This is a genomic window from Chitinophaga sp. RAB17 (assembly GCF_052114225.1).
Classification (GTDB): Bacteria; Bacteroidota; Bacteroidia; order Chitinophagales; family Chitinophagaceae; genus Chitinophaga.
Genome location: NZ_JBFREI010000015.1, coordinates 1 through 14,392, shown reverse-complemented (window position 1 = coordinate 14,392; position 14,392 = coordinate 1). Strand labels below are relative to the sequence as shown.

General features: G+C 42.5%; 10 protein-coding genes and 1 pseudogene. All 11 read right to left on the bottom strand.

Translation table 11 applies throughout. From position 1 onward, the window contains the following. Nucleotides 1-840: a thiopeptide-type bacteriocin biosynthesis protein gene (locus AB4Z08_RS31795; protein WP_441577815.1), complete on the bottom strand. Its 840-nt coding sequence runs from the start codon at nucleotides 838-840 to the stop codon at nucleotides 1-3. A 14-nt stretch (nucleotides 841-854) separates the two neighbouring features. Then, complete coding sequence (locus AB4Z08_RS31790; protein ID WP_441577814.1) at nucleotides 855-1,715, bottom strand: TraB/GumN family protein; 861 nt, start codon at nucleotides 1,713-1,715, stop codon at nucleotides 855-857. Nucleotides 1,716-1,783: 68 nt separating this feature from the next. Then, nucleotides 1,784-3,970 carry a peptidase domain-containing ABC transporter gene (locus AB4Z08_RS31785; protein ID WP_441577813.1) on the bottom strand — a complete coding sequence of 729 codons (2,187 nt, stop codon included), beginning with the start codon at nucleotides 3,968-3,970 and terminating at the stop codon, nucleotides 1,784-1,786. 4 nt (nucleotides 3,971-3,974) lie between these two features. Then, nucleotides 3,975-5,090, bottom strand: coding sequence for a quinone oxidoreductase family protein (locus AB4Z08_RS31780; RefSeq protein WP_441577812.1), 1,116 nt, complete (start codon nucleotides 5,088-5,090; stop codon nucleotides 3,975-3,977). After that, on the bottom strand, nucleotides 5,068-6,219 hold the full coding sequence (locus tag AB4Z08_RS31775) for a hypothetical protein (RefSeq protein WP_441577811.1): 1,152 nt from the start codon (nucleotides 6,217-6,219) through the stop codon (nucleotides 5,068-5,070). Before AB4Z08_RS31775 ends, AB4Z08_RS31780 begins: the two co-directional genes overlap by 23 nt. Then, the gene (locus tag AB4Z08_RS31770; RefSeq protein ID WP_441577810.1) at nucleotides 6,212-7,336 is read right to left on the bottom strand and encodes a hypothetical protein; all 1,125 of its coding nucleotides are present in this window, start codon (nucleotides 7,334-7,336) and stop codon (nucleotides 6,212-6,214) included. The genes AB4Z08_RS31775 and AB4Z08_RS31770 overlap by 8 nt, the downstream gene beginning before the upstream one ends. Then, complete coding sequence (locus AB4Z08_RS31765; protein ID WP_441577809.1) at nucleotides 7,333-9,285, bottom strand: lanthionine synthetase LanC family protein; 1,953 nt, start codon at nucleotides 9,283-9,285, stop codon at nucleotides 7,333-7,335. Before AB4Z08_RS31765 ends, AB4Z08_RS31770 begins: the two co-directional genes overlap by 4 nt. Beyond that, a complete protein-coding gene (locus tag AB4Z08_RS31760; protein ID WP_441577808.1) occupies nucleotides 9,237-10,982 on the bottom strand; it encodes a galactosyltransferase-related protein in 1,746 nt (581 codons plus the stop codon). The genes AB4Z08_RS31765 and AB4Z08_RS31760 overlap by 49 nt, the downstream gene beginning before the upstream one ends. A 142-nt stretch (nucleotides 10,983-11,124) precedes the next feature. Continuing rightward, the gene (locus AB4Z08_RS31755) at nucleotides 11,125-11,379 is read right to left on the bottom strand and encodes a pinensin family lanthipeptide (protein ID WP_441577807.1); all 255 of its coding nucleotides are present in this window, start codon (nucleotides 11,377-11,379) and stop codon (nucleotides 11,125-11,127) included. A 552-nt stretch (nucleotides 11,380-11,931) separates the two neighbouring features. Beyond that, nucleotides 11,932-13,269, bottom strand: coding sequence for a TolC family protein (locus tag AB4Z08_RS31750; protein ID WP_441577806.1), 1,338 nt, complete (start codon nucleotides 13,267-13,269; stop codon nucleotides 11,932-11,934). Nucleotides 13,270-13,707: 438 nt separating this feature from the next. After that, a pseudogene (locus tag AB4Z08_RS31745) lies at nucleotides 13,708-13,896 on the bottom strand (hypothetical protein); the annotation flags it as partial. Nucleotides 13,897-14,392: the final 496 nt, after the last annotated feature.

Here is a 14,392-nt window from a genome sequence, read left to right as displayed (position 1 = left end):
TCAACAATATTTTAGTAACACATAAAAAATAAAACACTCATCGATATTCTTGATGCCAAGCCTGTTATTAGTCATATGCAAATAGCTGTGAAATATATCCACCACCAGATCTCCGATTTTGGAATCAGACGTATTAACAGGAGGTCTTACGGTTTTCGTTATTTCAGCTGCTATATTTTGATTACCCGAAGCCCAGCGCTGTAACACTTCATCATCTGCACCCTTTACGATCAGTTTATCAAAGATGGGCTGTTGGCGTTGGAAGGAAGTCTCAAAAGCATCTAATAACTGCTGCTTCTCCCAGGCACCTTTACTCGCGTCCAGAATATACTGTAACCATCCGGTATGCAACCCCTCCAGCAGACGGCGTTGATTCTTTCCCGTCAGGGCGATGGCATGGATAGCGACATAATGCAGTTTTATGGCTGTTCCCAGTGCCAGGTCGTACGACCATTTCCTTTCCCGGGAAATCAGCGCAAGAATGATGTCTGATGAGAGCCTGAAGTAATTTTCCGCTAAACCTATCCTACTTCTTCCGCCATACCGGGCCACTTCTCTCGTGTATTTCCTTGGACGAATAGATGAAATGGTAAACTGATCCAACTTTAAGCCTGATAGCTTATCAATTAACCGATCCCTTAGTATCTGCGGTTCCGTTGTTTTATAACGCAACCGAATATGAAAGCCGTAGCGATCATAGTACCTGATAAAGAAATAAGAAGATGCATACTTTTTTATGTACCGCAGGCAGTGCCGATAAAAATATTTCAGAAAATTGTCGGCCCCATTTGACAGATATATGTGATAAGATACCCAGCTGCTCTGCAGTTCATTTTTCATATTTCATAGTACTTCTATTGCAGCAAAACAGGTTCTACACGAAATCCCCGTTTCCGGAGCATGGTGATAATTCCATCATTTTTTCTCAAAATAAGGTGCGATATGCCCACCGCTATAAAACACCTGCGTTGCTTCATCGTACTTTCTAAAGTCTTTATCCATTGGTGATTCCGGCTCACGGCTTTTGTGGCGTCGCTGTATTTGGCGGGGTTGGCAGATGTGGTATAGTCAAATACACCTTTCTCATAATTGGTAGCAAAGTCTTTTATATCCTGGAGTTCACTGCTGGTTATCATCTGTTTCTCTGCCTCTCCCAGCCACCGTATATGCGTTGCAATATCAGTACCCATTACGTTCTTGTCGTACACTTCCTTCTGTATATAACTGATTTCATCCAGTGCATGCAGGTCCTTTCCCAACTGCTTTGCGCTGTCTGTCAGAATTCTATCAAGATATTTCCCGTAGGTTGGTCTGAACCCTATGGCAGCTATAATTTTGTTCAGCGTCAGAAAGTTAATAACAGCAGCGATGGTCCGTTGTTCTCCCTCTGACCGGACAGACATTAGGATTTCAGATGGCCGTCTTTCAAATTCCAGGGTCTTTTGACAGAATGAATCTATCATGCTGTTGTCTTTTCCGAACCAATATTCCAGGGGCCTAGGAGGCTTGACCTCACCAGATCCATAACTTAATGTAGCAGCCGCGGAGTCGTTCAGCAATTGTTCTGCATAAAATAGCTCACTGGAATCAAGTCCGGCAACAACTGCCGGATACTTTTCCAGCCATTCCTTCCCGAAAAACGGATGAGATGTACCCAAAATATAAGATACCACTCCTGTACCGGGGTAGTACACCTTCCAGAATACAGATTCCATTTTAGTTCTTTTTTGACCTGCCATTAATAATGGAACAAACAGCAAAATTGCCAGCATGTTTTTCATAACTATTCTATTTCTAATTGATCTTTAACCAGCCTATAATACGCACCTTTTTCCCTGATCAACGATTCATGTGTTCCCTGCTCCACGATTGTACCTTCATCTAATACAACAATCTGATCAGCATTCTTAACAGTACTAAGCCTGTGCGCAACAATCACTACAGTCTTTTCCTGAACAAAGGCATTCAGGTTATTAAGAATTGTTTTTTCATTATGTGCATCCAGGGAATTGGTTGCCTCATCCAAAAACAAGAAAGCAGGGTTTTTATATACCGCTCTTGCTATTTGCAATCTTTGTCGCTGGCCCTGGCTCACCCCCATCCCATCCTGACCAATGCGGGTATTATATTTGAGTGGCAATGTCTTGATAAAATCGCCGATATTGGCGACATTAACTGCATGGAGTAATTTCTTCTTATCGACTTTATCATCTGAAATTGCCAGATTATTCGCGATCGTATCCGAAAAAAGAAAACCATCCTGTGAAACATTGCCACATAAGCTTCTCCAATATCCGGGATTTATATGATCAAGATCCAGGTCCCCGATATAAATTGCCCCCTCCTTTGGAATGTGGAGTTTGAGCAATAACTTAACAAGCGTCGTTTTTCCAGAACCACTTCTCCCTACAATGGCTGTTGTTTTGCCACTGGGAATTGTCAAATTTATGGATTTAAGCACTTTAGGGGAATTCGGGTCTCCATATTGAAATGACAGATCTTTGATTACAATATCTGCCTTTGTATCGAGCGTTTCATCGAATCCATTTTCATAGTCACCTGCCTCATTTTTCACTGTATGAATCTCCGCCAGCCTGTCGAGTGCAATTTTCGTATCCTGCAAAGACAGGATCAATCCTATTGCCTGGCCAATCGGCCCATTTAGCTGGCCCAGGATGTAAGATATCGACAACATGGTACCGAGAGTAATATCACCAGACAATACTGCCCTTGCAGCAAGATAGGAGATTATTATATTCTTAACCTGGTCCAGGAAAAATGAACCGGTTTGTTGAATCTGTCCTATACGAAGCTGTTCCTTCGATAGTTTATACTGATTCACCTGCACCCTTTCCCATTCCCACCTTTTCTTACGTTCGCAATTCTGGAGTTTTATCTCCTGCACACCATTCAGCAGGTTCAGCATTGTATTCTGGTTTTCGGTGGACTGCGAGAAGGCTTTATAGTTAAGCCTTTTTCGTTGCCCAAGAAAAAGAAGCGTCCAACAGATATAAAAAGCATTTCCAATGATGAACACCACAAATATGGGAAGGCTGTAAGAGATAAGTATGGCTCCGAATACAATAAAGTTTAAGACAGCAAATATTATATTCAAAGCGGAACTCGCCAAAAAGCCCTGAATTGTACCATGATCTCCCATTCGTTGAAGAATGTCGCCAATACTTCTATTTTCGAAATAGGAAAATGGTAGCCGAAGTAATTTAGCAAGAAAGTCGGAAATAATTGACAAACTCACCCTGGTGCCCATATGCAAAAAAATCCAGCCCTTGAAATATTCCACAAACAAAAGACTGGCCTGGAGCACCAGCTGGGAGATCAGGATTAGATTTATGAATGCCAGATTTTTCTGACCAATGCCTATGTCGATAACTGCCCGGCTGAGAAATGGAAAGATAAGTGCAAAGATGCTGTTAATCAACATGGCAACGCCAAGTTGGAGTAATAGATCCTTATAGGGTTGAAAATATCTTGCGAAGAACCATATAGACCTTTTCTTATTTCTCTCGTCATTTGCCAGGTAAAATTCAGGACTAGGCTCAAGAAAAAGACATATTCCCGTATCCTGCCCCTCCGTTTTAGAGTTTATCCAGAATTTACTGAAAGTCTGGAAGTCGAGCGCCACCTTATCATTGGCCGGATCAGCAATATAGACTTTGGTTTTGGTAACTTTATAAACTACCACAAAATGCTTTTGTTTCCAGAATACCACCACTGGTAAAGGCGCTTCTTTTATCAAAACATCAAGGGTAACAGTCGCGCAAAATGACCTTAGTCCAATCTGCTCTGCAGCATTACTGAGGGTATCAAGAGATACCCCTTCTCTATTTATGTAACATAGCTCCCTCAGCGTCTGGATGGAGTAATTTTTACCGTAGAAACCTGCAATCATTTTGAGGCAGGCTGCGCCACAGTCTCTTGAGTCATATTGCCTGTAAAAAGGAAACTTCATCCCATCAGTATTTAAAAATTACTTTACCCAGATTTGTTCTGTCTACGAAAGTCCGGTCTACAAAAGACTGTGCAGCTGTAGTGTTGAATATATCGCTGATCTTAATACTGAATTTCCCTGCCAGGTAATCTCTCATTGCCTCTTCGAGATCGGCCGTTGTTCCCAGGCAGTTGCCAATAAACGAAATACTTCGCGACATAAAATACATCAGGACCTGCTGTAGCGTAAACCCGGGATCATCCGTATACAAATGCTCCTTCATCATAGTAGAATGCTGTGTCAGAATGCCACAAGTAATATATCGCCCGAAATAATTCAGCCTATTGTACAGGCTCGGAAAATGGACATCCATCAACGGATCAAATACGACATCAAATCCCTCTGTTCCCGAAAGTGCCAGGAATGACTCATTTGTATGCAGCTGTTTATCTGCATCCACAGACAGTACCTTTGCTTCGAATTCTGCCGTCAGCGCTTCTGCCGTGGCGGCGGAAGTAGTGGTGACAATTACCTGAATATCGGTCCTGTTTCTCAGAATGCTCAGTATTGCCAGAGAGGTATTCGACCCACCTGCGGTAACCAGCACCCTGTCACCGCGTTTGATCCGGGCCTTGTTTACCATGCTGTAACTTGTTTGGGCTGCAATCGTAAACGCAGCCGCAACTTCATCCGGCATGGCATCAGGTACCTGAATGAGTTTACCGGCAGGAATCAGTTCAAATATCTTGGAAGCCCAATTGGTAGGCAATCCGCGGCTGCACTTGCCAGTATCTTCCATGGTGCCGTTTGCCATCACCCTATCCCCAACCGATAGTCCGCGTACCTGGCTACCCACAGCCAGTACGCGGGCCACAAAGTCAGACCCAAATGGAAACTGCTGCTGTTTTCCTTCCAGCGCCCTGCCCGCCTGGATTACAAGTGTCCGATCTCTGTAATTCGATGAAAAAGCCAACTTACGCACCAGCACCTCATTTTCTCCAGGTTCCGGACCGCTGTAAATATCATCCACATCCACCAGGCCAAAATACAGATCAGTATCCCCCATCAATATTCTGCACCGTTCATCATTTTCCATCCATTGCTCCCAAATCTCCGCATTAATTACTGACAGCTGCTTCATAGGTTGATTTTATGAATGAGTAAAATTTTTGTTCATTTCCGGCAATATCATACCCTGGAATACCGTTCAGGTCTATGGGTGTCCGCGGTGATGCTTTATCCTTAATCGCCACCAGAAGGAGATCCTGCAATGTTTCCGCCGAATAGCTGCCATCCATTAACTGCAGTGCACATTCATCCTGAAAATCAGTCGCCACATTCGTGGGCACGGCCCTCCTTCCAGCTACAACACTTCTCGAAACAACCAATATGTCAATCAAATTAAAAACCTCAGGTGGCCGGGGAGAAAGCAAGACGGTGGTAACCGCCCCATACAGCCAATTCAGCATTACGTGCTGATCATCCGATCTTTCGACAATTACGGTGGATGAAGCGCTACCCAGTTGTGCATACAGTTTGTTATAATCCAGATCACCGCACAGCACAAACCGGGTTCCGGGATGCTGGCTATGTACCAGCTTGATGGCGTTTGTCAGGTGTTTCAGCTGCGTATTATTCAGATGCTCAATCGCAAATAATACGTATTCAAATGCCGGGCTTTCGTTAGTTTTGAGAGGACCATGCAACCACCTTTCCAATACTGGAGATGGGGCAAAACCTATCTGCATCAGGCTTTCAGTTTTTGAATACTGCTTCCTCAAAAAAGTGGCCTCCTCGTGTGTCCTGTATATGATTCCATCGAAAAAGTTGATGTGCTTTCCCAGGTATTTGTTGCCAGCATAATGAAGGTTCTCCAGGAGAGGTTGTATCAGCCCGGTAAAAAGCACCCGGCCGGCCTGATGTTTTTTGATGACTCCCGCCATAGGTAATGCGGAAGAGGCATCAATCAGAAAAATGTTGTTCAGTGCGCCCGATATCCGGATAATACCCTTGAATATTAAGAGCCTGATGATGTTATCACAAAAATCCACAATCTGATTTTCCTGCATAGCAGCCAGTGATTGAAAGCTATATGGATCAGGAATAATAATCTCTTTGGTGCCCAATTGCGTCACATCCGGGAAAAACATCGTGCCTTCCCGCTGATCTATATTAATCACAACAATTCTGTTAGTTTGAGCTGGCAGCGCGCACAACGCATCCTTCACGAAAGATGACTTTACGGATGTAAACAGGAATATATCAGGCATGGCTGTAAGTTTGATTAAAATTTACGAGTGAAGTCCATTTGTAATCTTCAGTAATTGACGACATGATTGACAATCCTACACCAGACAACCCTGTTAATCCTACATTTATCTGATCGAATGGAAAATCTCTGTCTGCAATCCTGGCCGAAACCCGGCCTATATGGCGCATTCCAATGTCGCGAATATTGCCGTTAGGGGCTTGAAGTGCGGCTAAAAGTACATCGACAGACACCTGCCTATCCTCGTTGCTATTCGTCAACACATCATAGATCTTCATTTTATCTGTCAATTCGGAAATTTGTAAATAAACCCGGTCTGCCGGCAAAAAAAGCTTTGCGGCCTGACACAATTCAGACAGCGCATAAAACAAGATCCGCTGATCGTCCGTTTCAAGCTCATTGAATTTACCATCCATCATGATACCCAATATCATCTGGCCAAATTCAATAAACCTCTCTTCCAGCACCAGTGCAATTCCAGGGAACATTTCCCGACAGGAAGCTGCTATTCCAATAACTTTCTGTATCATGCTCAGCTGACCAGCCAGCGCGCTCAACATCGTCACATCCCTGTTGGTTTTCAAAACCTTTATGCGCTCCGTGATAAGGTCTATAGCCGCATTCATATATCTTGCGATCATGTTATGCAGAAACAGCACATCTAATTCCCCGGTAGTAGCAGATAACCTGTGCGATTCATCCGCAACTTTCAGCCTTCTGACAAAAAACGAAATACAGCCCAGGTTTTCCGGAGTGATCTTTTCATTGATGTGTCTTATCAATAATTTGTCGATCTGAGATACCGCATCGCCCATCTCTATGAAATCCTCATCATTTAAGTATTGCAGCGCGCTTCCTATTCCACCAATACCAGCCGAATATTGCTGATTGTCTACACTTTCAAGGTTTCGCGACATGTTGATCAGCATATCACAGGCCACCTGATAGCTCAGATCGTGCTGAAAAAAACGATCATAATGGTACAGAAAAATAGCAGCACCTATCCGCCCAAACAGCAGACCTTTATTTTTCTGGGTAGTTGCCGTTAGCAGCAGCGCATCATTAATCCGATGCAACGCCGCATACTCCGCAGCGCGAATTTGTTTTTCACTGATCATACGTTAATAAAATGTTTATTATATACTATGACACCTCTACTTAATAATTCAAAAATCTGATCGTATAGTTTTGATTCCAGTGTAGTACGGGCCTCTTCGGCAGGCTCCTCTATATGGTGCTGTAATAGCTCTTCCAATACGTCGTGATATGACATACACTTACTTACCAGCAAGAGCGCTGTAAAACAGAAATCGCCACAGTAATTAGCTGTTATCTCCCCGGCAGAGAGATTGATAAAATAATCTATGTTGGAATCGCCAGCCGCCGTATGGTCAACTTCACTCCACTCTCTATCCCATCGGAACTTTGAACTGTTCAATTTCACCAATGGATGGAGCACCAGTTGTTCATCCAGGTCCAATGCTTTGAACATCTTACCTGCATTACGGCTATAGGCTGCATACACTGTGGCAAGCACCCCGCTGGAAATCCTGTTTCTTGCATTTACCTTGAAAAGTTCAAATTTTATAGCATCCAATAGCCATGTTTTCCACCCTGCTGTTTGACTGCAATTACAAAAACCAATAACCTTTCTAATAACTTGAAATTTCTTATATCGGTCTATTCTTACCCGTTCAAAAAAACCAACGGATTTCAATATTGACACAGAAATAGGAAAATCATGGTTTCCAATATCCGCCGCCAACTGCATGGGAAACACAGGTTCAGGTATCTCAGCCGCCGTTATATTGAAGTCAAAAATCTGATGCGGATAACCTTTCGCCTTCCCCTGTACCAGCAATAAATATCCGATGCCAGCAATACCGGTCAACAGGCTCAGCCCCCTGCCTTCTTTCTGTTGCAACACTTCTGAAAACTGGCTCCGTTGCTGGTTTTCAGAAATTGCATCGACAAAATTTCCAATATCGACAGCGCTTCCATACTCAGGTGCGCTACATATCGCAGCCAGTACCAATCCTGATTTTCCGTGGCACAACGTATTATCTTCATTTACATTGTCCGGCGAAGTCTGTATTTTAATCTGCTCTGTTAGATTCGCATAAACTCCACCCAGGAATTCAGGACTATACAGGTGAGGATACTGCTGTTGCAGCGTTAGCCTTGCAATCAGACCACCGGGTCCTCCATGGCACCAAAAAAATGTATTACAGCCACCCATAGCCCACCCGATATCCTCTTTCAGCAGATTGTCGATTCGATACCCCAATTCATCCTTAGAATAAAATAATTTCCGATAATCCGGCCAGTTCATGTACGCTGGGTCATAACAGGCATCTTCATATTGAAACCCCAGAGCGGCTATCGCAGCCAGTTCTTCATACTGAAAGTATGTGGCTGCCTTTGAAAGCACGAATGAAACGCCGGATACACCGTGTGAAAATCCACACAGCGGTTTCGATTCCTCCAATTTCCTATCCCAGAACACACCCTCAGCATATAATTTCGTTTGCAGTAATATTCCTGACAGCACATTCCTGATCGACGGTGTAAAGAAATTACAATCCCCGGTAGACTCACTTAACACAAGTAGCCCATACAGGACCCCTGATAAACCATATAACATTTCACAGCGGGTCTCAACGATGCTTTCAGCAGCAGACAATGGCACCAGGAGCTTTTTATACGCATTTTTAAAGGAATCAATATCAGCAACCTCTCCAACTCTGAACAGTGCGTAACAGATACCCGTGCTGCCCGTGAAGAAGCTGTAGTTATTGATATTATCATTACCGGATTGAGTCCTGTCCAACAATTCCCAACTATAACGAACAGCAGCTTCCAGAAAAGGTGTTTCCCCGGCGTCTTTATATAACTCCGTCAGGAACAGCACCACCCCTGCGATTCCCCCATAGATATCGGCCGACATGCTTTTCAGCAAAGCATCGTTATCAGCTGCTCCATGCAGCTGCGCGTCCATCTGTTGAATAACCTGCCAACCTATTTCCGCAGCAAGTTTGCGGTGTCTGTCCTTCGTGTAGTATCCCATTTTTCAACTTCCTTTTTCAGGTCTTCATTTGTCATGGAGGAAACCCTGCAATACTCTCTGTAGCTTCCTAATTCAGCCTGTTTGTCACTGTAATAGGAATTCCCGTTGCGAGGGTGCCACAGATGAAAAATGGGTCCTTTTTCCCTGTTGTTTTTATAACCCAGCATCCTGTACCTGATAAACAGCTCCTGATCCTCATGTCCCCAATTCTGAAATTTCTCATTTTCTCCTCCGGCTTCCAGGAAATGCTTCCTGTTGCTGACAATACATCCGCCCACTGAAGAAAATCCGTAGTTATCAAGTGCATCAAAATACTGAAACAGCTGACTAACAGACTGGTGATTGATGAAGTAATCCCGCTGATAGCCGGTAACATTCATAACAGTTCCATCAAATGGATAACTAAAACTTACCTCCTCATATCTCACTGAGATGATGGACCTATACAACTGGTCTGGCGAGACAATGATATCAGCATCACACTTTACGATGATCCTGGTGTTCGCCATTGAGGCAAGCGTATTCGTATATAGCGTACGGTCGAAGACCGGGTTATTATCCTGTATAAAAAAATATTCAATTCCTCCGATATTCACGAGTTCTTCAGGAACTTTCCGCGAACTATCTGCCTCGAGCAAAAATATTTTTGTATTGAAATATCGGTGGATATGAGCCAATACGACGCGCAGATTCTCCAGGCGCTCAGCTGAATCAATGCGTACCAGCAAAAGAAAGGTAACGTCTGTAGCATCATACAAACGGTTCTCCGCACAACGGGAGATCAACGCCAGATAGTTATCTCCACAATATCCGAAGCTCCCCGCGGTAAGACGTTTATGATAAGGCACTACCTCTGTAAATAGGCTTTTACAGAATAACAGCTCCTTTTGGAAGGGCATAACACCTGCATTGTGGAAAATATGTTTCTTATCCCAACTGGCCTGCGGCTCATGCGGCCAGCAAAAATCAAGAGATGAATCTATTACAACAGTGGCTCTTTTGTAGCCATTCCAGAGAATCACCCACATATCAGCACACCAGGCTTGAAATTCAGTTTTAGGCCTGATGTCCGCACAACCAATAAGCGACTCATCGTCTTCCTTTCCATTCAGAAATTTAAATAGGTCCTCACATTGCCCTTCAGCAACTCTCCAAAAATCTGCATCTATGTTTTTCATCACATATTGTGCCCCCCCTGCATTTGCATCATTTCTCAATACTGTGTCAAAATCTATATTGACGATCTCACACATTTTCTCAACTACCTTTTTACCAAATGGTAGCAAGTAATCCAGGCTGATATAATTCCGTGTATTGGAAACGTACCAAATATCTCCTTCACTGAATTTTTCAAAATCAGGCAGGCTTGTGGTGAAAATGATATCTGAATCATGGTAAAAAATAACTTCTTCTTTTAACAATGGATGCTTTTCAAAATGTTGCCATAAAATATGCGGTCTTATGGATGAAACATACTTTCTGGATATTCTCCGATCAGGATAAAAGAAAAAATTCGCTTGTTCTTTATGATCCTTTTCGAGTTGCAGAAAGGCTTTATTTATACCGATACTTTCGTTATATCCTATTACAATATGGACACAATCTTTGGGAATTCCGTGCCCGCTAAAATTCAGCAGCTGCACTTCTACCTGCCATACAAAATAGTCTGTATCAGGCATTGCGGATAAATAAATCATAACATTATAATTTCTAACAGCAACTGAATAATTTAATCTAACAAATTATAGGCTAGGCCGCTGCATGCTGCGGCCCTGCCATATAATTCATTTCATTAACCCGCTATTGCATCAATAACGTGTTCGTTCCAATCAGAACCTGCTACCACAAGGTGGTAGGTGAGGCTGTAGAACCCGTTGCAGCTGTAGTATCCGCCGCTTTGGTTGTACTGCATTGCCAGAACGAAACCTCTTTTGTTGCTTCGTAGGTTTTAATGCTGATTTCAATAATGCAGGTAACCAGCGGCTTAGTTGCATCATCATCACCACCTTTGGCCGTCCTCGCAAGTTCAGGGGACAATTCAGTTACAAAACTTTGTACTTTCAACTCATCGAGTTTGAGCTTTTTCCTTGTCATTTTTTTAAGGTTAAAAGTGAAAAAAAGAAACAAACGATGCTATAGATCTATAAGACATGCCGAGGTCAGGTGCCAGCCTATGATTCCAACAGTCGCAATTGCACATAGTGCATCACCACCTGGAACAGGCAGACATTATTAGGGCTTAAAAAAGTTCAGTCTGGAATAAAATCAGAAGAGAGAGAACAAAGTTGCGGACATGATGGTTACCCATCACCATTCCCGCACTGGCATAACAACGCCAATCCGATTAATTAATCAGATGTACTGACAGCGTGCCCAATGTCTCAATAGCTCAAATTACTTCACAAACGAAAAGGGAATTTAGTACTGTGGTTATCTAACAAATTTGCAATTATTCACTGTATCATTTTTTCATGTTTGGGTTTAAAAAATACTTAAAGTGGATAAGGGTGTTCACATCTATTACGACTACAATTTATAGAAAAATAAAACAAGTTTAGCGATTTTTTTATTCAGGACAAGTTCACATTTCAATTCACTTTCCAGGAGCGGATCAAGTCGTGCTGCGAGGGCCGTTCATACGAATTCTCACAACTTTTCTTCACTCTCTGATCTGTATTCCCTGAGGATTAATGAATAAAATAAATACTGACACATCACCATGCGCTGCTCCTGAATGGTGGCATAATACTGCTGTTGAACGTCCAGGAATTCAGTAGTCGTAATATTACCTTTCTGGAGCCCAAATTTCATGTTTGAAAGCACGGAATCCATTAACTGGCTTCCTTTGTATAATAATTCGTTTTGAGCAGCAGCACCGGCTACTTTTTCCTCCAGCAATTTTAACTTCTCCGCTATTTCCATCTTATTTTCTTGCTGATTTATCTTTTCCATTTCCAGGTTAATCTTCGCCCGCCTGTAATTGGATACAAGATTCCTATTGGCGAATATGGGTAGGCTAACAGAGATCCCCGCATAGCTACTGAAATTGTTCAGTACCTGCCGTTGATAACCGATAATCTTTCCATCGGGATTGCGATAGGTATCAGAAAAATAAGAACTCAACTGTCCGTTAAAATAAATATTAGGATACCTGGAAGAGCGAATAGACCTAATAGACAGCTCTGCCTGACGTATCTGCATTTGGTGCATTTTGTTGCTGGAATTAGTTTCTATTATATGCTCCACTGAGCTCGTCTCTGCAGATCCGGTCACCTGCGCCATTTCAGGCAAATGATCACTGATCTCAAATTCAGTTGTGCCATCCATGAACATCAACTTGCGTAACACAGCCTTCTTTTCTGCTCTCTGTATCTGGTAATCTTTTACTCGGGCACTGTCTTTCAGTAATTCACCATTCAATTGCATAACAGACAACTCTGCCCTTTTGCCGGCTTCTACAAGGTTTTTCATAATTCTCAGTTGCTCTTCCATTCCTGCCAACCGGCGTGCCGACAGGCGCGCCTGGTCATTGACCAGCAACAAATCAAGATAGGCGGCAATAACTGCCATTTTCACTTCCAATTCAGCATACTTCTTCTGATATCTCATCATCTCCAAGCCAGCGGCACTAGCTGCTATATCCGACCTTATCTTTCCCCAGTTAAACAACGTCATCTGGCTTTGTAAAAAGGAATTCTGATACAAATAACTGTTATTTGTAAAGCCATTTGTAAAAGGATCTACAGAACGTCCATATTGCTTAGTACCGGAAAACGTTAAATTCAGTGATGGCAGACGGGCTGCTCTTATATTCTCCAGGTTAATCCTGGAAACTGATTCCCGTAATGCCGATTTTGCTACGGCAGGATTATTTGCCAGCGCCATTTTTATACACTCATCCAAATCCATCTGTGCCTGGCCATAACTCAATTGCCCATAAACAAGAAGGGTTACAAATAATAGGGTGCTCTTACTGAAACTCATAGTTGAGGATAGTTTAAATTCGGGTGCTCAAATAATACGGGGTGAATTCAATCAATTACAGACCTATATTGGCAACGCCTCTTTTAAACGCTGTCTTATAATATAGTACTTTCCGGGAAATAGAATCTAAACGCAAATATTTTTCATTGTTCCTACCTGGCCTGGTAAATCCCCTGACAGATGAAGATAGCGGCACGGATAACTTCAATAACGATTACCTTTATCGCACTGAAAAATAACAAATAATGTGATTATTCAAAAAAAATAAGCCTGAAACTTATTACTGGATAAGAACCTGTCGGCTGACATAAAATTCGTGAACGATTTAAGAAATTGCTTAATGCACAATAATGGATTGGCAGAAAAAAAGCTAAGCTCCAAACATCAAGATGGACAAAAAATCATCTGGAGTTCTGGCGAAGCAAATGGATATGGACTTCAGGCAAGACGATGTTCCGCAATTCCAGCAAAGGAATTTTTTACGGATTGAGCGGTCACTATTGAACCGGACGTAACTAAATGGCTGTAATGCTTGTGTAAATTGGCTTTCAGGGTGAGTAACTGCCGGTTAATCGCTTGCGCTTCTTCGGAAGTTCCTTTTACGGATTGGGTAGCCGCGTTCCATAAAGAAGGGGTTAGCTACTAATACGTGGAAAGTTCTGCACGTTTGCCGCCTACGCTGAGACGTAGATAAATAGCGGGCTTATTGTTTTTGGAGCGGCTTTTATTAAGCCAGAAAAGAACAGAAAAACTGATCATACAACACTTGTTTTAAGTTAACCAAAATTGTTTCAACTTCACTTATCCTGACATCACTTAACATTGGTCAAACGCAATACAGTATAGCATTTAAGGCCAGTGAAGGTTAGCACAATTTAATAAATCTATTGCTAACCGCAACGCTCACTTTTCTACCCTTACTTATCTTTTCACAACTTTACCACTAAAAACAAAAAAACCTTGTAGAATATGCTTCTACAAGGTTTAATTACGTAAGAGTATTTCTTTTTACTCCTGATGGTGATCCCCTTGGGACTACATCAATGCCTTATATATCGCGGCTTTTCAGGGTTTTAAAAGTTAGTGTAACCTTTTTTGTTACCTCCCGGAATAGCTCCTCAAT

Bases quoted from the DNA above. Each gene is read 5' to 3' on its own strand.
- AB4Z08_RS31795 (WP_441577815.1), bottom strand. From the start codon at position 840: ATGAAAAATGAACTGCAGAGCAGCTGGGTATCTTATCACATATATCTG.
- AB4Z08_RS31790 (WP_441577814.1), bottom strand. From the start codon at position 1,715: ATGGAATCTGTATTCTGGAAGGTGTACTACCCCGGTACAGGAGTGGTA.
- AB4Z08_RS31785 (WP_441577813.1), bottom strand. From the start codon at position 3,970: ATGAAGTTTCCTTTTTACAGGCAATATGACTCAAGAGACTGTGGCGCA.
- AB4Z08_RS31780 (WP_441577812.1), bottom strand. From the start codon at position 5,090: ATGAAGCAGCTGTCAGTAATTAATGCGGAGATTTGGGAGCAATGGATG.
- AB4Z08_RS31775 (WP_441577811.1), bottom strand. From the start codon at position 6,219: ATGCCTGATATATTCCTGTTTACATCCGTAAAGTCATCTTTCGTGAAG.
- AB4Z08_RS31770 (WP_441577810.1), bottom strand. From the start codon at position 7,336: ATGATCAGTGAAAAACAAATTCGCGCTGCGGAGTATGCGGCGTTGCAT.
- AB4Z08_RS31765 (WP_441577809.1), bottom strand. From the start codon at position 9,285: ATGGGATACTACACGAAGGACAGACACCGCAAACTTGCTGCGGAAATA.
- AB4Z08_RS31760 (WP_441577808.1), bottom strand. From the start codon at position 10,982: ATGATTTATTTATCCGCAATGCCTGATACAGACTATTTTGTATGGCAG.
- AB4Z08_RS31755 (WP_441577807.1), bottom strand. From the start codon at position 11,379: ATGACAAGGAAAAAGCTCAAACTCGATGAGTTGAAAGTACAAAGTTTT.
- AB4Z08_RS31750 (WP_441577806.1), bottom strand. From the start codon at position 13,269: ATGAGTTTCAGTAAGAGCACCCTATTATTTGTAACCCTTCTTGTTTAT.